The organism is Chitinophaga hostae (assembly GCF_018224885.1).
In the GTDB taxonomy this organism is placed as follows: Bacteria; Bacteroidota; Bacteroidia; order Chitinophagales; family Chitinophagaceae; genus Chitinophaga; species Chitinophaga hostae.
The window spans coordinates 218,587-238,576 of record NZ_JAGTXB010000009.1 but is presented as its reverse complement, the minus strand read 5'-3'; the positions used below and the strand labels follow the sequence as shown (position 1 = coordinate 238,576).

Sequence of the window (19,990 nt, the reverse complement as noted above, 5' to 3'; positions counted from 1 at the left end):
AGCTACGGAAAAACCGTAAAGCAGAAAGCAGAAAGCAAAAAGCGATTACAGGGAATGAATATAGCGGCCAACTGCCATTTAATATATTCATAAACGTTATTTGCGGGTATTTTATTCTCCTTGAAATAACCGCATTCGTTCGCTGTAATTGCTTTTGCTTTCCGCTTTTAGCTTTAGCCTCCTTAGAAATTAGGCCTTAATTTATTGGTGGTATAGAACACCCGGAAGTATTCCACTACTTCATCAGCCGTATCAAACAGCTGTAACAGGTCGAGATCCTGCGGGTTAATATTGCTTTCTTTTTCCATCATCACATTACGGATCCAGTCCAGTAAACCACTCCAGTATTCACGACCCACCAGTACCATGGGCGTTTCCTCCATTTTTTTGGTTTGAATAAGGGTGGCTACTTCAAAAAACTCATCCATGGTGCCAAATCCGCCGGGCATCATCACAAAACCCTGGGAATATTTGGTGAACATCACTTTGCGCACAAAGAAATAGTCAAAATTCAAGCTGTTTTCCGGATCAATAAAAACGTTGGGATGCTGTTCGTGTGGCAAAGTAATATTGGCTCCTACCGATTTACCATGTGCTGCCTGTGCGCCTTTATTCGCTGCTTCCATCACGCCCGGGCCGCCACCCGTGATAATACCAAAGCCTTCTTCCGCCAGTTTGGTGGATATTTCCTGGGCCAGGTCATAGTAACGATTGCCCGGCTTTGTACGCGCCGAACCAAATATAGATATACAGGGTCCTATTTTAGCCAGCTTTTCAAAGCCTTCAACAAACTCCGCCATAATCTTGAATATCTGCCAGCTGGAATGCGCTCTTGTTTCTGTCCAGTCCCTTTCTTTCAGGTTCTTTATACTACTGTTCATGCGATTGCTTTTTGTTATACCATAAAACACTTTCCGCCTGCATGCACGCGGAACAATGTAATTTATATAATAATTGGCTTATCGCCGCTGCACCAAAAACAAAAAAGCAGGTAACTATAAAGAAACCTGCTTTACATTTAACACGTTATGAACGTGCAGCGTCGTTTATTAAACATCGCTGCAGAAACGTTGCTAATGCTGGCAATTAAAAAGTAAATATTGTTGAAAATGATTCGAATGCTACTATCGTTTTAATCAACAGGTGTTTTCATAACGCTTAATCTGAATTTAATTTATCGATTATTTAAGCAATAACCTAATTTAAATTTATCGAGATTACGCAAAGGGTAAAACCTTGCTGTCAGCAGCGTGCAGAGAAAGCAAACGTTTTCCAAAAAACACCCTTGTACCACCTATTTCACCAGTTCTTCCGCCAACCCAAATGACAGCGTCATTCCGGCCCCACCCATTCCATTTACGATGGTTACATTTTTCTCCGGAGAAAATACCAGGTCTGTTTCTCCGTTGGTCAGTTTAGGATAGATGCCATGCCACTGTTCCTGTATGGTATATTCCGGCGCCTGCAGAAAAGTATGCATATACTTCAGAATAAGCTCATTGATGCATGCTTTATCAAATGGTTCGAAATCCGGACCATATTCATGCGAGTCCCCAATGGTGAGTTCTCCGGCCCCATTCTGTGAAATGAGCAAATGAATGCCCCATTTCACATAGTCGGGCATTTCAGCGGCAAAACGATCTTTCAGCGGGGCCAGGGTTTTACAGCTTTCGAATGCGGCGTAATGTGCCAGGGTTAAACCGGCACATAATGCAGGTCCCAGCTGCCAGTTGCCTGGTTGCGGGATAGTACGCATCATCTGCAGCTTGCATTTTTTTAATGGCGCAGCCGCAAACTGTGCAGGATAAAGCGTTTCGAAGTCGGCGCCACTACATACATACACTTCATCTACTTTCCATTGCTCATCTTTTGTTTCAATATGCGGTAAACTGATGCCATTCACCGCAGTGCCAAAACGCACCGTAACATTCATCTTTTCTTCGAGGTGTTTTGCGATGGCTGCGCTGGCCTGTCGGGGGTTTACTGTCATTTCGGTAGGACTCCATAACGCACCCTTCAGTCCGGCTGTTTTTATTGCCTGGGTATACTTACCTATTTGTGCCGCCGGAATCAGTTCGCAGTCATATCCATTACCGGGAGCTGCCTGCGCAAATTCTTCCAGTACCGCCAGCTCATCTTTTTCGTATGCCAGGTGCAGGGAGCCGGTTTCCTGGCATTGCAAACCGGTAGCAGCAGCCAGCTCTTTCCAGGTACGACGGCTGCGCATAGCGCGATCATACATTTTACCAGCGGTTTGTCCTACCGGCCACACCAGCCCGAAATTGCGGATAGATGCACTAATCGCTTTGCTGTTCCGCTCAAATAAAACTACCTTCTTTCCTTTGGATGCCAGATGATAAGCCATGGCTAAACCCACAATACCAGCGCCTATTACAGCTACATCCGCCTGTTGTTGTTGCATGATCCGAATAATGTATTGTAGTTAAAGAATAGAAAGCAGTTCGTCTAAGGTGGCTACCAGGTGGGTATGCGGACCTTTCTCCAGCTCTTCGCGCGTGTAAGCCCCGGTAGTTACACCGATTACATAACGGCAGCCTGCATTGGTACCTTCTTCCAGGTCCGAAATAGTATCCCCTGCCTTTGCCACCGACTGTATACTGCGGATCTCCAGTTCTTCCATAATATTATAGATCATATAAGGATAAGGACGTCCAAAAGGCACCTGGTCGCTGGTGGCTACCGCATCAATCAATCCCTGTTGTTGCCAGCCTACCCTTTCCAGGATCACATTGGTAATGGCACGATCAAAACCTGTATCCAGCGCCACTTTGATGCCCTTCGCCTTTAATGCGGCAAATACAGCCGATACTCCTTCTTTTTCCCTTACTGCCGGATGCGTGGCATAATAGGTTTTCATGTCTTCCACAAAACGGTCGTGCAGTTGCGTAATAAAAACCTGGTCACTGTAACGGTTATCCTGCTTTTGCTGCAACAGGTAACGGATCGCATAAGGTTTGGCGTATCCCATTACTTCATTTACTTCTTCTACTGTTACCGACACACCCGCCAGCTGAATGGTTTGCTGCAGCACTTTTGCCACATTGGATTCATCATGTAGTGTAGTACCTGCAATATCAAAAACAACTAATTCTATTCCCACCTTTACTGATTATTAATGTTCCGCAAAGATAGGTACTGGTTAAAATAAAGTTTAGCCTTTATATACATTTAACATGCGGATAATATTGGGGGCGTGTACAATCCGCAGGTATTCAAAAAGAAAACCGGATCAACTATTAAATAGCTGATCCGGCCTGCGAATAAAATATCTTACAAAAATCAGAAACCTAAACCGGCGCCCACCCTGTATACCAAACTATTCCGATAGGGGGAGCGATTGTCCTGTATCACATCATACAACACGGAAATGCCGATCCCTACTCTTCCGCCCACACTTTGTGTATACCCGGCACCCAGCAGCAAGCTAGGTACACCATAGTTGGTTTTAATAGTTTGTTTTACATTGTCATTCTGATAGTAGGTAGAAGTCTGGCTTATAAAATTATACTCCGGCTGAATATGTATAAACACCATCGGAAGCGGGTATACACGCCCCCATACCCCACCGCCGAAAATGGTATACTTATCGCGCCGGATCGTGTTCCCGGTGTAAAAATCGCGGGATTTGAACTGTCCGTACTGCGCATTCAGGTTGATACCCGCGGCTATATAGTCAGAAAAACGGTAACCTACCAGCGGGGAAATATCCACATTCGTATAATCGCCAAAAACCATTCCCAGCGATCCTCCCAGCACCAGGCGCGAAGGATCAAACCCCTTACGCGTCAGCGTATCTGTTTTGTAATACTGGGCATTCGCCAGCTGTACACCCGCCAGGAAGAAAAAGCATATCAATAAGCGTTTCATGTTCAGATTTATTAAGTTTAACTATTTACCCGGAGAAAGGTTTAACAATCAAAAATTTTACCCCGGTTGAGGATGTTTTTCGGATCAAATATCTGCTTTATTTGCTTCATCAGCTGCATGGAAGTCTGATCAAAAATAATATCCATATAGCTCTTTTGCACCAAACCAATACCATGCTCACCGGAGATGGTACCGCCCAGTTTTTTCACCAGCTGAAATATTTCCCGTATTCCTTCCGTGAGTGTACCATTCCACTGTTCTTCCGTAAGCGTACCCCTGATAATGTTTACGTGTAAATTACCATCGCCGGCATGCCCATAGCACACAGAATGAAAGCCATAGCGCTGTCCTATTTCCTTTACGCCCTTCAGCAACACGGGCAGCTCCGCCCTTGGCACCACCGTGTCTTCTTCCTTATACACCGAATTTGCTTTTACCGCCTCAGCTACCCGTCGGCGCAGCCTCCAGAGTTCTTCTTTTTGCTGGGCATCTTCTGCAAACAGTATTTCTCCGATATCGAAAGCTTCCACCACTCCCGCTATTCCTTCCATTTCCTGCATCAGTACCTCTGGGTGATTTCCGTCTACTTCTATCAGCAAATGGGCCTGTACATCATCTTCAATTTTAATCGCGCTGCTCTGTACATATTGGGTTACCCATTCAAGGGCATCCCTTTCCATGAACTCCATCGCGGAAGGGGTATACCCTGCCCTGAAAATCGCGCTCACCGCGGCACAGGCGCTTTCTGCCGAACGGAAAGGCACCAGCATCAGCAGGTCTGTTTTAGGCAATGGAATAAGCCGTAGTACTATTTTGGTCACAATACCCAGCGTTCCTTCACTACCTACTACCAACTGGGTGAGATTATAACCAGTGGCATTCTTCAGTACATTGGCGCCTGTCCAGATCACTTCCCCATTGGGCAGCACCATTTCGAGGTTAAGCACATAATCCTTTACCACACCATATTTCACGGCTTTTGGGCCACCGGAATTTTCCGCAATATTCCCCCCGATAAAACAAGTGCCCCGGCTGCTTGGATCCGGTGGATAAAACAACCCTCTTTCCTTTACGGCATTCTGCAATTCTTCCGTAATAACGCCGGGTTCAGTGATCACCTGTAAATTCCTTTCATCGATCAGGGTGATGCGGTTAAACCGCTCCATAGAAATCAATACTCCGCCATACTGCGCCAAAGCGCCCCCACTAAGCCCGGTTCCGCCACCACGGGGCGTTACCGGCAACAGTTCTTCATTACACAAACGCATGATGCGACTTACCTGTTCTGTGGTATCCGGTTTCACCACCACTTCCGGCAGGTAATGGAGATCTTCCGTTTCATCCTGTGCGTACCGGCTCATACCTTCTTCGTCGGCCAATACATATTGCGCTCCGGCTATTTCGCGTAACGCCGCTATGTGGGCAGCCGTTACTTTATTGAACGTTGTCATGTAACAAAAATAATCATAATGCCGGTTAGGTGGTAATATCCGGCGGGTTAAAAAGAAGGGCAAATAGTAGATCGCCTTGCATTACTAAAGGTACGGTTGGTATATAAACCGGTAAATACAACTCCAAGTTCATAGGCTCCCCGCCGGTTATTGGCGGCAGATAATCCGGAGGTTGTAATGTCATAGTTAAACATCAGCTTTATGCCGTTTAGCTGGTAGCCTACCAGGAAAATGGCAGCGTCATTGGCGCGGTAATACAGGCCTCCGAACAACTGTTGCACACCGTCTCCGGAAAGATTATACGCCGCATTGCCGCCCACCATCAGCTCCCTGGCGCCCGCCTGGGTAGCATAGTATGCCGCAGGATTCAGAATTACCTTATCACTCATTTTGATACTTGCATTCAGGAAACCAATATATCTGCGCGGAATCACATTGTTTCCGTCATAAAATGTTTCCCTTGGCGTATTGATATGCTGCACGGAAAAACCGGCGTTAACATATATGTTTTCAGTAGGGAAATAAGCGTAGTTCATGCCCGCCTGCAGGTCAAAATAACTAACGCTGGACTGGGTAATAGGCTCACCGGTCGGGATCTGCGAATCAAAGAATTTTCCATTCCACTGATCACCAAAAGTCAGCTTGGTAATATCTACCCGCTTACCGGCAGAACCGGCGTTAAAACCCAATGATAACAAACTGCTTTGTCCAAGCAGCTGGTGGTAAGCTATAGACGCATATCCTTTGGTAGAAGTGAGATTACCGGCGCCTGCCACATCGCGGAGCAACACTCCGCCAATACCTACCCAGCCATATTCCAGCCGGTCGCGGAATAACTGGAAATCGCCGTATGCCGACATTGTTTTATAAGGCACCGGGATACTGGTCCACTGATCGCGGTAATTGATACCGATACGGTAGTTACCATCGGGAATGAAACCTGTATTGGCAGGATTAGTCGTCAATGGCGAATTGAAAAATTGTGAAAAGTGAAGGTCCTGTGTATAACCTCCCATAGCAACAATTAACAATATTGCCAGGCATGTTGATAATTTAACAATCTGATTCATGGCTCATCATCTTAACAAGGTTACACTTCCAGATCGGCTGCCTTTTGTGCCATCCGTAAACTCAAGGTTTACAATATAGGCGTAAGCATCCATGGGTTGAATATTTCCTTTAAACCGGCCATCCCAGCCAATTCGGGGATCCGAACTTTCAAATACCAATTGTCCCCAGCGATTAAATATTTTAAGATTGAATTTAACAGCGCCAAATGCTTTTACATAGAAAATATTATTTTTTCCACCGGGTGCGAAGGCATTCGGCACATCGAACAACGGTACCACTATAGCGCTGATTTCCTTACAGGTAGTTTCTGTACAACCTTCCCTGTTAGCCGCGGTCAAACAAACATTATAAGTGCCTGTTCTCAGGTATTGATGTGATGGATTCATAACCGAGGTGGTATCTCCATCTCCAAAATTCCAGAGGTAGTGCGTAGCATCGGGCGATGATGTATTCACAAACTGCACCGGGGTATTTTCCATTGGTTTAACCGGCGAAAATTCGAAATCAGCTTTTGGCGGATCAGCCACCAGTATATATTTAGAGCTGCTGTCTTTTTTATTACAGGTGTTTGGATCCAGCACCAGCAGGGATACTTTCCATCTGCCGGATTTCTTGAAAGTATGCAGTGGATAAGGATCAGAAGAAGTAGTGTTATCGTCCTCAAACGTCCAGGTAAATGCTTCACCCCCCTGTGTGGTATTATCCATTTTCAATTCTGTACCGGCGCAAATGGTATCAGGCAGGTTAAATGCCGCCACCACGTTAATGGCTACACGCAAAGCCTTGGTTTGCGTTTGCGGTGCATTACAGAAGTTGGTATCCACCAGTGTCAGTGTGGCGTTATAGATACCTGCTGCCTTGTAGTAATGGATCAGCGGGAAAGTATCCAGCCCTGTATAGAAAGGAGGCGTACCGTCACCATAGTCCATGATAAAGGAACTATCTCTGAACTGATTAGCCGGTGTAACCGAGGTATTGGTAAAAAGGTATTTCAGGCTGTCGCAAGGATCCTGTCTTCTTGCGTCAAAATTGAAGTCGGCCTTATTATCGCCCAGCTTTACAATCACATAGGCGGTATCAGACACATTACAGCTTTCCGGATCAATCTTCACCAGTCTCACCCGGTAAGTACCCAGCTTTGTAAACGTATGTGACACGGTATCCAGTTCTGCTCCTCCTGATACTTCGGCGGAGCCGTCACCAAAGAGCCATTTATATGTTTTACCCGGCCGGCCGGTAGTGTCTACAAAGGTGATGGTTTCCGGTACGCAGTAGTTCTGCCGCCGGTCCAGTGTTTTAGCGCCGGCCCTGATACCATCCAGGTTAAAGGCAATTTTCAGCGCACCATAGTTGCAACCTCTTGGCGGGGTACTGGAGTAGGCCCCCGGGGTGGTTGGGTATTTGGGTTTGAAGCCATTGGCATTTACGCTACACCAGGCGCAGATGCCCTGGTAAATAATCCCATTTCTGTCAAAGCGGCTGGTACCGCCATCCACGTGTTCAAAAAGCCCGTTTCCTCCGAAAAAGCTGCCATACAGCTGTTGGGTACCATCCCGTTTCATGACGAAGAAATAAAAATCCATCCCGTCGGTAGTGCGCTGTAATGCATCGGGTGTGGTACGCAAACCACCGGTACCTGAATTGGGATATTTCAGGCTGATATTGATACCGCCACCCCAGCCGGAAACATATACGTTTTCACAGCGGTCTACCAGGAATGCGGTGGGCGAAATATTCGGTGCTGTAATCACGGTTCTGCTGCGACCAAAAGTGGTAGAATATATAAATGCGGAAAGGTCCGGTTGTAGTTTACAGATGAACTGCAGGCCGTTATCGTTGTAGTTACCCGGCGCCAGCAGTTTAATGGGCCAGGCTCCTTCTGTGGTACCCATTGCATATACAAAGCCATTTTTATCGAGCTGTATACCATACACCTGGTCGGCGGATGCATTGTCTGACCCCAGGTAAGTGCTTTGCAGCATTGTTTTGCCGTCGTTGGAAATATGGGCAATAAAACCATCGCATACGCCATTGCGGTAATTAGGGTACAACGGGGCCGTTCCCTTAATCGGGAAATCGTTGCTGGCGGTTCCGCCGGCAACATACAAGGTATTCAAACCATTTAGTGCAAGTACATAGGCAGCATCTTCTTTTGAGCCACCCAGGTAGCTGGCCCATACAATGTCACCACACATTGGATTTATTTTCATTACCACGCCATCCTGTGAACCCGCGTTGTTAGGTTGGAAAACGCCTGACGTTACCGGAAAATCGGTAGAGCGGGTACAGCTGGCCACATAAATGTAACCGGCATCATCTATCACCACTTCGCTGCGTGCGTCGTCGCCATAGTTACGTAATAATACAGATGGTCCCTGGAAACGGTCGGCTCTTATATTCACGCCATCGTCAGCAGCACCGCCAATTACCAGTGAGCCAATAATGGCAGTGGCAGTGGCATTTAGCTTAGTGATGGCAATATCCCATCCTCCGCCGTTACCTTTCTTGTTGGTGGAAGGATAGTCCGCGGAATTGGTTCTACCGGAAATAACCAGGTTACCCTGCGGATCCACGAATAAACTATGCGGCTGATCCAGTCCGTTGCCGCCTACATAGGTAGCATAGATCAGCCTGTTACCATTTGGATTGAACTTGGAGATACCGATATCGAATGAGGTACCGTTATCAGCAGGTCCATGGAACACGCTTCCTACCACGCCGGGTGTTACCGGGTATCCACTTCCGAATACGATACCGCCCCCGTAAAAGTTGCCTGCATCATCGTAAGTAGCGGTAAAGCCCCAGTTATCAGAGCGGGAACCGGATACTGTAGAAAACACGTACACCGGGTCTATCACCAGCGGATATGCGTTGTTATATTCTCCTGATACTTTAAATCCGATTTTATTACCCGTAAGCCGGTAAGCTACCTTTACGGATACACGTTGATTGTTAATGTACTGATAAGCAAAGGGCAATTGTTCGATGACGTCTCCTACAGAAGTATGCACATACAGCTGTCCTTTTTTCAGTTCAAGCCCGGTAGTACCCACATACTCCAGTTGTATATCGTTAGGATTGGCGCCGGGGTGAATAATGAGATCATATTTTAGCTGGGAGGCATCGGAATACACGTGCGCATCTATTCCGCTGTAGATGCCGTTGTAGTTAACGCCCTGGAAGGTTTTAACGTCAGCGGCCCATTTGCTGGGATCGTTTCCGATAAAATAACTGGATTTTGCTTCCTGTTCTTTTTCAGGAATGATGTCCACGTTTTCCCGGGCATTGAGAAAGTTCACATTATAGGCATGTCCTCTTACATCGGGAAATCTGCCCGGCCTGGGAGGTGGTTGTTGCCCGCCGGGTGTTACCGCTGCGTTAACGGCTACTGTGCTGCCTCTGGGAGAAAGAATGGTATCGGCGGGATTAGGATGGCCATGTACGGCATCATCCAGCGCAATCATATCTTCTTTGTTATACACCAGGAAAGTGAAGCCGGTTTTTTTCAGGAAAACGGAGGCTCCATCCAGTTCAGATTTATAAATAACATCTTTATTCCATTGACCTTTATTCTGAATAAAATTCAGTGGCGAATAGTTCACATACTGCTGCTGCGCCCGGGCTGTTAGTCCTGGAACTAAAAGGCAAATCATCCATCCAATAAGGCCGGTCGGGAAGGTAAATTTCAACGGGATTAGATTTATTTTATACTGAATAACTAATATAATACTATAAACGCAGAAGCCTGTCAAATTGTTACGGTCGGGAAAAACACAAAACTTCTGATGCGAAGAAAACAGGTTAAATGGGACTTAGGCGACGTCTCTGCTTCAGAAGCTGCTGGCGTTACTCCTTTATTAATTAATAAACGTTAAAATCCTCAGGAAATTTTACTCCAGATAGATTTACTTCGCTGGGCTGCCAAAAATTCTTTTAGTGCCTGATTCTCAGGCAACAGTAAATCGGTATCTTCTGCGAGGATCTTTTCTGCGCTGGCACGGGCGGCATCCAGGATGGGTTTATCGGCGATAATGTCGGCCAGTTTAAAGTCGAGCACACCGCTTTGCCGGGTGCCTTCGATATCGCCGGGCCCCCTGAGTTCCATGTCTTTTTCAGAAATCAGGAAGCCGTCGTTGGTTTGCACCATTACATTGATCCGTTCTTTGGAATCCTGGCTCAGTTTATTGCCGGTCATGAGTATGCAAAAAGATTGTTCTGCGCCGCGGCCTACCCTGCCCCTCAACTGGTGAAGCTGCGACAGTCCGAACCGCTCAGTACTTTCTATCACCATTACAGAGGCGTTGGGTACATTTACCCCTACTTCAATTACCGTGGTGGCCACCATGATCTGCGTATCACCGGAAACAAAACGCTGCATATTGGTTTGCCGCTGTTCTGCCGGCTGACGGCCGTGCACCATACTGATATAGAACCGCGGTTCCGGGAAAAAGGCCTTCACCTCTTCATAGCCTTTCATCAGGTTTTCGTAGTCCAGCTTCTCTGAGTCTTCGATCAACGGGTAAACGATATAGGCCTGCCGGCCCTTCCTGACTTCTTCCTTTATAAAATCCATGACCTGCGGCCGCTGATATTCGGTGCGGTGTACAGTGGTAATGGGTTTACGCCCCGGTGGCATTTCATCGATAACCGATACATCGAGGTCGCCGTAGATGGTCATTGCCAGTGTTCTTGGTATAGGCGTTGCCGTCATGACCAGGATATGCGGCGGTATATTATTTTTTTCCCATAGCCGTGCCCGTTGTGCCACCCCGAAACGGTGCTGCTCATCCACGATGGCCAGGCCCAGGTTTTTAAACTGTACCTCTTTCTCCAGCAGTGCATGGGTACCCACCAGGATATCGATGCTGCCATCCAGCGCTCCTTCCAGTATCTGCCGCCGCGCTTTGCCTTTGATGCTGCCGGTGAGCAGTGCCACCTTTACATTCATGCGCTCGAGCAATTCGGCGATACCTTTAAAGTGTTGCTGCGACAGGATTTCAGTAGGCGCCATCAAACAGGCCTGGAAACCATTGTCTTTCGCCAGCAGCATGGATAGCAATGCTACCATGGTTTTTCCGCTACCAACATCGCCCTGCAGCAAACGGTTCATCTGGCGTCCGTGTATGGTATCTGTCCTGATTTCCTTCAGTACTCTTTTTTGTGCACCTGTTAAAGAAAAGGGGAGATGGTGATTATAGAATTCATTAAATGATTCACCCACTGCGCCAAACACATAGCCATGCGACTGCTTGTGTCTTTTTAATTTCAAACGGCAGATGCGTATCTGCACGATAAACAATTCTTCAAATTTCAGTCGCCGCTGCGCCAGTCTTGCATCATCTTCATTAACAGGCTGGTGTATCCTGAAATAAGCCATGGACCGGGGCATGAGACGATACTGCTGCAATACTTCCAATGGAATATTTTCCCTGATTTCCAGCGGAGATAATTGCTCCAGTAAATTCTTAGTCAGTTTTCCTATAGCCTTTGCCGTTAGTCCGCGGGCTTTCAGTTTTTCGGTCGTATAATATACCGGTTCGAGGAATTGTTTACCGGTAGCAATTTCTTCGGTGAGCAGATCCAGTTCAGGGTGCGCCAACTGGGAAACGCCATTGAATACGGAGATGCGGCCAAATACCAGGTAGCCTACATTTTCACGCAGCGATTTCTGCATCCACTGCCAGCCCTGAAACCATACCAGGTCGATGGTTCCCGTTTCATCTTTAAACGTGGCCACCAGTCTTTTCGCCCTGTTTTCGCCCATTACCACCATGTTCACGATCTTGCCCCTGATCTGCACAAAATCTTCGTACCCGCTCAGCGAAGCAATCTTATCTATCCGGCTGCGGTCTACATAACGGAAAGGAAAATACTGCAACAGGTCTCCAAAGGTATATACCTTGATTTCCTTACGGAGCAGTTCTCCTTTCTGGGGTCCTACACCTTTCAGGTATTCTATCGGGTTGGATAATATGGCGGTAAAAGTAGAAATGGCAATGTTGTTTTTATGAGCAACAAAAATAAAAAAGGCAAATGGTAAAAATTCACCACTTGCCTCTTTTAGTAAAAAACAATTATAACTATTCGGCTATTGCATCCACTTTACCTTCCACAAACTGTTTCATCCACTCGGTAGTAACAGATTTTGGTCTTTCCAGGGAAAGGCCCAAAGCTCTGTCCCAGCAGAGGGAAGCCAGTACGCCCAGTGCGCGGGAAACGCCAAACAATACAGTGTAGAATTCATATTCTACCAAACCGTAGTGTACCAGCAATGCACCGGAATGCGCATCTACGTTAGGCCATGGGTTCTTTACTTTACCCAGGTCCTGCAAAATTGGCGGAACGGCTTCGTATACCATCCACACAATTTTCACGAGTTCGTCGTTCGGGAGATGTTTTTTTGCAAACTCCATCTGCGCAGTAAAGCGGGGATCGGTTTTGCGTAATACGGCGTGACCGTAGCCAGGTACCACTTTACCTTCAGACAGGGTTTTGCGTACGTAGGCTTCGATTTGTTCTTTGGTTGGTACACCACCACCCAATTCTTCACGCATTTGCAGGATCCACTTGATCACTTCCTGGTTAGCAAGACCGTGCAGCGGACCAGCTAAACCATTCATACCTGCAGCGAAAGAGAGGTAAGCATCGCTTAATGCGGAACCTACCAGGTGCGTAGTGTGTGCGCTCACGTTACCACCTTCGTGGTCGGCGTGAATAACCATGTAAAGGCGCATCAGTTCCTTGAATCCTTCATCAGAATAACCCAGCATATGTGCGAAGTTACCTGCCCAGTCCAGCATGCCGTTAGGTTGTATATGCTGACCGCCTTTATATTTACGGCGATATACATACGCAGCAATACGCGGCAGGCGGGCTATCAGGTTCATGGTATCCTCATAGGTGTAGCTCCAGTAATCTTTCTTATTCATTCCTTCTGCATAAGCATGTGCAAAAGAAGATTCAGTTTGCAGTGCCATGATACCCACATTGAACATGGTCATGGGGTGGGCAGTAATAGGCAAGGCTTCAATAGCATCAAATACGTGATTGGGTACATGAGAACGGCGACCCCACATGCTGGACAGGTATTGTACATCTGCTTCTGTAGGCAATTCTCCTATCAGCATCAGGTAAAATAAACCTTCCGGCAGTGGTTCTGCACCTCCCGGCGCTTTTGGCAAATGATCTCTCAGTTCCGGAATAGAATATCCGCGAAAACGAATCCCTTCATTGGCATCCAGTAAGGATGTTTCAGTTACCAGACCGGTAATACCACGCATACCCTGGTAAACCTGTGCCAGTGTTACATCTTCAATTTTTTTAGTACCATGATTCTTTACCAGGTCTTTTACTTCAATGTTAAGTTCATCTGCTTTAACCTTGAATTTCTCTTTTATGTACCCCATTTTACTGCTATTGTTATTAATGAAAACAAAATCGATCAATAGTCAAAAGTAATGATTTGTTAACGAAGTTACCACCATTTCATGGTATTTAATGCCAAATTAACAACGATCCGCCCTGCCATAACTACGGAAATATAGCCGCAGTTTACCAGTATAATTATCTCACTTAAAATTTATTAAATAGTGTAAATAATAAATATATATACAGACGTTAAAGAAATGTAAAATTTTCAGAATGAATTGAAAATATTGAAAGAAAAATCTGCGGAAAAATAATTATCCGGGGTAAAAAACGGGCGGGAAAAAGCGTAAAATGGGAGTGTACAGTAAAAAAGGCTGCACCACCAGCGTGATACAGCCTTTCCAATTATTTTTCCCGGGGTATCATTTTGGTGCGCGACGGTACAGGTAAAACGCCAGGCCACCAAACAAAATATTGGGAATCCACACAGCCAGCAAGGGATTCAGGTCGGCCTTCACCGAAAATACCGTGGCAAACTGCAGGAAGATAATATAGCTTGCACTGATCACAATCCCTACCGCCAGGTGTAAACCGCTTCCGCCCCTTACCTTTTTAGCGGCAATGATGCCACCAATCAGCGTGAGGATCACCACAGCAAATGCCGCCGCCGTTCTGCGATAATATTCCACCCAATAGGTATTCAATCCTTCTGATCCACGGATACTTTCACGGTTGATAAATCGCCGCAGATCCGGTGTGGTCATAGCTTCCTGCAGATTCTTTTCATCTACCAGGTCTTTAGGTAACAAGGCCAGTTTCATCAGGGTATCCTGTTTGCTGCTCCAGGTTTCCTTTAAACCATGCATAGTGCGTAGTGTCACGTAATCCAGCCGCCACTTTTTGGTGGTGGAATCCCAGGTGATACGGTCGGCCTTCAGTTTGAAGGTCATGTCCTGTTTATCGATGCTGGACAGGGTAAAGTTGCTGCCACTCTTATAATTGGGATCGTAGGTACCGAAGGTAACGTAGGTGAAGCTGTCTATTCGGGTAGTACGGTTGTATTGTGATTTTTCATCGTCATGACTGTGCAGGTACTTGTTTTCAAAGCTGGTACGGATGCGGTTTGCATTGGGAACCACCCAGTAGTTGGCCAGCCAGAGAATACCCCCGAACAGGAAAGCCCCCATCCAGTAGGGACGCAGGAACCGGCGGAAACTCACGCCCGCGGCAAGGATAGCAATAATCTCTGAACGATACGCCATCTTGGAAGTGAAAAATATAACAGACAGGAAGATGAATAAAGGAAACAATAACGCCAGGATATGCGGAATAAAACCGAAGTAATAGTCTACAATGATTTCATGCAGCGACAGATGATGTTTCATAAAATCATCTACCTTTTCTGTTGTGTCGATCACAACAGAAATCAATAGGAATATCATCAGGGAGTAAATGAAAGTACCTATGAGCTTGCGTAAAATGTACCAGTCAATCTTAGTCATGACCCCAAAGATATTAGTTTATTTTATAGTCCGAACTTTTACAGGCGTGTTTTCAACTGATTGACCATACCGGTTTTCCAGGTGGCAAAAGTGCCGGCCAGTATTTGTTTACGGGCTTCCTGTACCAATTCCAGGTAAAATGCCAGGTTGTGGATACTGGCCAATGTCATGCCTAAAATTTCGCCGGCCACAAAAAGGTGGCGCAGGTAGGCTCTTGAATATTGGCTGGTGGCAAAGCAGGGGCTATTTTCATCTACCGGGCTAAAATCAGTAGCCCATTTTTTATTGCGGATGTTCATCACCCCGTTCCAGGTAAACAGCATACCGTTACGGCCATTACGGGTAGGCATCACACAATCGAACATATCTACTCCCAGTGCGATATTTTCGAGGATATTCCAGGGCGTACCCACCCCCATGAGGTAGCGGGGCTTATCGACCGGCAGCACTTCGCATACCAGTCCGCACATTTCATACATCTCATTTTCCGGCTCTCCTACACTCAATCCCCCAATCGCATTACCGGCGCAGTTGCGGGAAGCAATGAATTCGGCGGAAGCCTTGCGGAGATCCTTATAGGTACTCCCCTGTACAATAGGAAATAACGTTTGTTCGTGACCGTAGGCCGGCTGCGTATCCCCGAGGCGTTGAATACAGCGGTCGAGCCAGCGATGTGTCAGCTCCATCGATTTACGCGCATACCTGTATTCAGATGGGTATGGCGGACACTCGTCAAAGGCCATAATGATATCTGCACCGATGGTGCGCTGTATATCCATCACATTTTCCGGTGTAAAAAGGTGACGGGAACCGTCGATATGGGATTGGAACACCACCCCTTCTTCCTTGATCTTACGGTTGGCTGCCAGGGAAAACACCTGGTACCCGCCGCTGTCGGTCAGGATAGGACGATCCCAACCATTAAACTTATGCAGTCCGCCGGCAAGAGACAATACTTCCAGGCCTGGCCTTAAATATAAATGATAGGTATTACCAAGAATAATCTGCGCCTGCACAGCCTCCTTCAGTTGTTCCTGTGTTACAGCCTTTACGCTGCCAACAGTACCAACCGGCATAAAAATGGGCGTTTCTATTTCCCCGTGGGCGGTAGTAATTTTCCCGGCCCTGGCATTACTGCCGCTATCTGTAGTTATCAGTTCAAAATTCACTCAGCTGTATTTGAGGCGCGAAGATAAGCAGAAAGCATAAAGCGGAAAGCATAAAGCTATTGAAGCGGGTGGCTAATTCGCTAAGATCATCCGCTACAATAGCTTTTTGCTTTCTGCTTTCTCCTTTCTGCCTAAACAATAATTATTCTTTTACAGATAATAAAAATATTATATTTTTGCGGGCATTATGCTGGACCATCTAGGTGAAATTGCCTTATACTTTTTTGCTGCCATCGCGGGGATACAGATCATTTATTTTCTTTTTATCTTCTCCAGGGTAGCTTTTTATAGACGTAAATTTGACCTGGACCATACACCGGACGGGCCTTTTTCAGTCATCATCTGTGCCAAGGATGAAGAATTAAACCTGCAGAAGAATCTGCCGGGTGTATTGCAGCAGCGCTATCATGACCACATGAAGCCCGAATACGAGGTAATTGTGGTGAACGATAACTCTGAAGACGATACGAAATACTACCTCCGCTCCATAGAACCGGGTTATCCACATTACCGTCATATTGAAATTAAACAGGCTGCGAAATTTATTCCCGGTAAAAAATATCCTTTGTCGATCGGTTTAAAAGGCGCCCAATATGAAACGGTATTGCTCACCGATGCTGATTGCAAACCCGGCAGCACCTATTGGTTATCCTTTATGAGCCAGGGCTTTACTGATCAAAAAGAAATTGTGCTTGGCTACGGCGCCTATCATAAAAAGCCCGGTTTCCTGAATAAGATCATCCGGTATGAAACCTTTTTCAGCGCCCTGCAGCACCTGTCGTTTGCCATGAGCGGTATGCCTTATATGGGCGTAGGCCGTAACCTGGCCTATAAAAGAGAGCTTTTCTTTAAACATAAAGGCTTTACCAGCCATCAGCACATTGCCAGTGGCGATGATGACCTGTTTATCAACGTTGCCGCCACCCGGAAAAATGTAGGTGTGGTAATTGACAAACAGGCATTTACCTACTCCGAGCCCAAACTGAGCTGGAATAGCTGGTTCAGACAGAAAACCAGGCATATGTCGACCGGCAAACATTACCGTTTCGGGCATAAGTTTGTACTGGGACTGTTTTCGCTGACACATTTCCTTTTCTATCCTGCCTTCATTTTCGCACTGTTTTTCCCGCCGCCGATCCTCTGGTATGTGCTGGGCATTTTTGGGCTTAAAGTATTGGTACAATCTGTCATCACCTATTCAGCCATGCGCAGGCTCGATGAAAGCGACCTGTTTAAATTCAGCTGGCTGATGGATATATTTATGGTGTTGTACTATATTATATTCACGCCTGCACTACTGTTTAAGTCGAAGACGAATAGATGGTGACAGCAGCTTTTAGCCTTTAGCTTTTAGCAAAATGCAGCGGATTTTTTCTTGCCCAGGATTAGACTGATTTTGAAGATTTATAGGATTTTATTTTTTTGATTTTAAAAGATTTTGGCAGATATGAGCGGAAAAAAATTCGCTGATATCTGCCAAAATCTTTTAAAATCAATTAGATCATCAGAAATAAAATCCTATAAATCTTCAAAATCAGTCTAATCCTGGGCAAGAAAAAATTCGCGGTAATCCGTTTAATCCTGGGTATTTTTGCGGCATGGAAATTATTTTAAAGTATTTCAGCGACTTCACACCGGAGCAGTTGTCGCAGTTCGAGGCATTGAAGGGACTGTACGAGGAGTGGAATGAAAAGATCAACGTGATATCCCGTAAAGATATTGATGCCTTGTATGAAAAACACGTATTACATTCTCTCAGCATAGCCGCCATTGCGGATTTTCAGCCAGGTACGCAAATCCTGGACCTCGGCACCGGCGGTGGCTTTCCCGGTATCCCCCTGGCCATTTTCTTTCCTGAAGTACAGTTTCACCTTGTAGACTCTATTGGCAAAAAAATTAAGGTAGTGCAGGGCGTGGCAGAAGCGTTGCAGCTAAAAAATGTAACCGCAGCCCACAGCCGTGTGGAAGATATAAAGAACCGGAAGTTTGATATTGTGGTATCCCGGGCGGTAGCTCCCCTGGGGGACCTCTGGCGCTGGAGCAAGCCGGTATTGAAAAAATCGACTGTTCCGGGCAAGCAATTCGAAAAGGGCCTGATTTGCCTGAAAGGCGGCGACCTGGCGCAGGAAATATCCGATAGTGGGCTGAAACCAAGGCTGCTGAAAGTATACGATATTTTCCCGGAGGAAAGTTTCCAGGAGAAGTTCGTGGTACTGGCCAAAAGCTAGCCGCAAACATGGGATCCGCCCCCGTTTAAGGGCCAAGCTTATCAGGTATCCGTAATAGGGGATATCCGGGCGCCCGCAATAAAGATTTAAGAGGAGGATCCTGCCTCCTGTCGATCCCTGCCACCCGTCAATAACAGCATCCTGTTAAAGAGGGAAATAAGTATTGTATTTTTGCTGTAGCTGTAAGTGTACCCGGTGTTGGAAGTTTTTTTCCGTAATCGTAAAATATCCGCAGCCTTGTTTCGTCATCCTTATTAAGATGAAACAACTGGTCCTTACAAATAACATCATGGCCATAGAGCAAAACGAACGCATACAGGCAACTGTGAAGCAGGAACGCAAGCGGCTGCTTCATTTTATCCGGCAACGGGTAAATAATGCGTCCGATGCTGAGGACATTTTACAGGATGTTTTCTATCAGTTTACCGAATACCTTAGACTGGGAAGCCAGGTGGATTCTATCACGGGCTGGTTATTTGCTGTGACCCGTAATAAAATTACCGACTGGTTCCGTAAAAAGAAAGAAACTCCTTTTTCTGACTACACGCGCGAGATAGAAGGCGAAGAAGTGCTATTTCTTCCTGAATTACTTTCCGATAAAAACCAGGAGGCCGATACGCCCATGATGCAAAAAATCATGTCTGAAGCTATTATGCAGGCCATAGACGAGTTGCCGGCAGACCAGCGGCAGGTATTTCTGCAGCATGAACTGGAAGGAAAATCCTTTAAAGAAATGAGCGAAGAAACGGGCGTGGGCGTAAATACCCTGCTGTCGCGTAAACGCTATGCAGTACTCTTTCTGCGGGAACGCCTGGCAGAACTGTACAACGAATTATTAAACGACTAAGTTAAATTATTAAAGATATGAGAAACGAATATGGCAGAAGAAAAGGTTGGCATGTAGCCAAGTTCCTTGTTTTGGGAGTGGTATTTATCACTGCCATAGGATTTGCCACCATGACGTTATGGAATTGCCTGATCCCTGAATTATTCCATGGCCCCATCATTACTTTCTGGCAGGCCATAGGCCTCCTGTTACTGGGAAAATTACTTTTTGGTTGGCATAACCACCACAAAAGCTGGGACGATAAATGGGCCCGCGGCCGGGAATGGAAAGCCAAACTACGTGAAAAAATGGCCCATATGACGCCGGAAGAGCAGGCCAGGATGAGAGAACAACTGCGTAACCGCTGCAGACCCGGATTTGGCAGAGACAGACGTGAAGCCTGGGAAAGATACTGGGATAATCCTTCTGCGAAAGACACTGACCAGGACGATCCTAAAAATGAAGAAAAAGAATCACACTAAAAATT

Annotated in this window: 15 protein-coding genes; 4 read left to right on the top strand and 11 right to left on the bottom strand. The window is 46.3% G+C overall.

Annotation, left to right across the window (positions count from 1 at the left end; translation table 11 throughout):
- Nucleotides 1-182 precede the first annotated feature (182 nt).
- From KE626_RS19445 to tgt, 11 genes are all read right to left on the bottom strand, one after another.
- On the bottom strand, nucleotides 183-881 hold the full coding sequence (locus tag KE626_RS19445) for an LOG family protein (RefSeq protein ID WP_211974593.1): 699 nt from the start codon (nucleotides 879-881) through the stop codon (nucleotides 183-185).
- A 413-nt stretch (nucleotides 882-1,294) separates the two neighbouring features.
- On the bottom strand, nucleotides 1,295-2,422 hold the full coding sequence (locus tag KE626_RS19440) for a TIGR03364 family FAD-dependent oxidoreductase (RefSeq protein WP_211974592.1): 1,128 nt from the start codon (nucleotides 2,420-2,422) through the stop codon (nucleotides 1,295-1,297).
- A gap of 21 nt (nucleotides 2,423-2,443) precedes the next feature.
- Nucleotides 2,444-3,121, bottom strand: coding sequence for a phosphonatase-like hydrolase (locus KE626_RS19435; protein ID WP_211974591.1), 678 nt, complete (start codon nucleotides 3,119-3,121; stop codon nucleotides 2,444-2,446).
- A gap of 179 nt (nucleotides 3,122-3,300) precedes the next feature.
- Nucleotides 3,301-3,888, bottom strand: a complete 588-nt coding sequence (locus tag KE626_RS19430; protein ID WP_211974590.1) for a hypothetical protein — start codon at nucleotides 3,886-3,888, stop codon at nucleotides 3,301-3,303.
- 41 nt (nucleotides 3,889-3,929) lie between these two features.
- Nucleotides 3,930-5,339: an FAD-binding oxidoreductase gene (locus tag KE626_RS19425; protein ID WP_211974589.1), complete on the bottom strand. Its 1,410-nt coding sequence runs from the start codon at nucleotides 5,337-5,339 to the stop codon at nucleotides 3,930-3,932.
- A 47-nt stretch (nucleotides 5,340-5,386) separates the two neighbouring features.
- The gene (locus KE626_RS19420; RefSeq protein ID WP_211974588.1) at nucleotides 5,387-6,409 is read right to left on the bottom strand and encodes a PorP/SprF family type IX secretion system membrane protein; all 1,023 of its coding nucleotides are present in this window, start codon (nucleotides 6,407-6,409) and stop codon (nucleotides 5,387-5,389) included.
- A 6-nt stretch (nucleotides 6,410-6,415) separates the two neighbouring features.
- Nucleotides 6,416-10,099, bottom strand: a complete 3,684-nt coding sequence (locus KE626_RS19415; RefSeq protein ID WP_211974587.1) for a DUF7948 domain-containing protein — start codon at nucleotides 10,097-10,099, stop codon at nucleotides 6,416-6,418.
- A gap of 191 nt (nucleotides 10,100-10,290) precedes the next feature.
- On the bottom strand, nucleotides 10,291-12,384 hold the full coding sequence (recG, locus tag KE626_RS19410) for an ATP-dependent DNA helicase RecG (protein ID WP_211974656.1): 2,094 nt from the start codon (nucleotides 12,382-12,384) through the stop codon (nucleotides 10,291-10,293).
- A 106-nt stretch (nucleotides 12,385-12,490) separates the two neighbouring features.
- Nucleotides 12,491-13,816 carry a citrate (Si)-synthase, eukaryotic gene (locus KE626_RS19405; protein WP_211974586.1) on the bottom strand — a complete coding sequence of 442 codons (1,326 nt, stop codon included), beginning with the start codon at nucleotides 13,814-13,816 and terminating at the stop codon, nucleotides 12,491-12,493.
- Between the two features lie 384 nt (nucleotides 13,817-14,200).
- Nucleotides 14,201-15,280, bottom strand: coding sequence for an LptF/LptG family permease (locus KE626_RS19400; RefSeq protein WP_211974585.1), 1,080 nt, complete (start codon nucleotides 15,278-15,280; stop codon nucleotides 14,201-14,203).
- Nucleotides 15,281-15,318: 38 nt separating this feature from the next.
- On the bottom strand, nucleotides 15,319-16,449 hold the full coding sequence (gene tgt, locus KE626_RS19395) for a tRNA guanosine(34) transglycosylase Tgt (RefSeq protein ID WP_211974584.1): 1,131 nt from the start codon (nucleotides 16,447-16,449) through the stop codon (nucleotides 15,319-15,321).
- Nucleotides 16,450-16,636: 187 nt separating this feature from the next.
- On the opposite strand from tgt, the gene KE626_RS19390 reads away from it, so the two are divergent.
- From KE626_RS19390 to KE626_RS19375, 4 genes are all read left to right on the top strand, one after another.
- On the top strand, nucleotides 16,637-17,776 hold the full coding sequence (locus KE626_RS19390; RefSeq protein ID WP_211974583.1) for a glycosyltransferase: 1,140 nt from the start codon (nucleotides 16,637-16,639) through the stop codon (nucleotides 17,774-17,776).
- A gap of 271 nt (nucleotides 17,777-18,047) precedes the next feature.
- Nucleotides 18,048-18,677 (top strand): 16S rRNA (guanine(527)-N(7))-methyltransferase RsmG, encoded by a 630-nt coding sequence (gene rsmG, locus KE626_RS19385; RefSeq protein ID WP_211974582.1) that lies wholly within the window; start codon nucleotides 18,048-18,050, stop codon nucleotides 18,675-18,677.
- A 259-nt stretch (nucleotides 18,678-18,936) separates the two neighbouring features.
- Nucleotides 18,937-19,524 (top strand): RNA polymerase sigma factor, encoded by a 588-nt coding sequence (locus KE626_RS19380; protein ID WP_249207570.1) that lies wholly within the window; start codon nucleotides 18,937-18,939, stop codon nucleotides 19,522-19,524.
- 17 nt (nucleotides 19,525-19,541) lie between these two features.
- Complete coding sequence (locus KE626_RS19375) at nucleotides 19,542-19,985, top strand: hypothetical protein (protein WP_211974581.1); 444 nt, start codon at nucleotides 19,542-19,544, stop codon at nucleotides 19,983-19,985.
- Nucleotides 19,986-19,990: the final 5 nt, after the last annotated feature.

What these genes read in the sequence shown, in the direction of transcription:
- KE626_RS19445 (WP_211974593.1), bottom strand. Translation starts at nt 881, where the DNA reads ATGAACAGTAGTATAAAGAACCTGAAAGAAAGGGACTGGACAGAAACA.
- KE626_RS19440 (WP_211974592.1), bottom strand. Translation starts at nt 2,422, where the DNA reads ATGCAACAACAACAGGCGGATGTAGCTGTAATAGGCGCTGGTATTGTG.
- KE626_RS19430 (WP_211974590.1), bottom strand. Translation starts at nt 3,888, where the DNA reads ATGAAACGCTTATTGATATGCTTTTTCTTCCTGGCGGGTGTACAGCTG.
- KE626_RS19425 (WP_211974589.1), bottom strand. Translation starts at nt 5,339, where the DNA reads ATGACAACGTTCAATAAAGTAACGGCTGCCCACATAGCGGCGTTACGC.
- KE626_RS19420 (WP_211974588.1), bottom strand. Translation starts at nt 6,409, where the DNA reads ATGAATCAGATTGTTAAATTATCAACATGCCTGGCAATATTGTTAATT.
- KE626_RS19405 (WP_211974586.1), bottom strand. Translation starts at nt 13,816, where the DNA reads ATGGGGTACATAAAAGAGAAATTCAAGGTTAAAGCAGATGAACTTAAC.
- KE626_RS19400 (WP_211974585.1), bottom strand. Translation starts at nt 15,280, where the DNA reads ATGACTAAGATTGACTGGTACATTTTACGCAAGCTCATAGGTACTTTC.
- KE626_RS19390 (WP_211974583.1), top strand. Translation starts at nt 16,637, where the DNA reads ATGCTGGACCATCTAGGTGAAATTGCCTTATACTTTTTTGCTGCCATC.
- rsmG (WP_211974582.1), top strand. Translation starts at nt 18,048, where the DNA reads ATGGAAATTATTTTAAAGTATTTCAGCGACTTCACACCGGAGCAGTTG.
- KE626_RS19380 (WP_249207570.1), top strand. Translation starts at nt 18,937, where the DNA reads ATGAAACAACTGGTCCTTACAAATAACATCATGGCCATAGAGCAAAAC.
- KE626_RS19375 (WP_211974581.1), top strand. Translation starts at nt 19,542, where the DNA reads ATGAGAAACGAATATGGCAGAAGAAAAGGTTGGCATGTAGCCAAGTTC.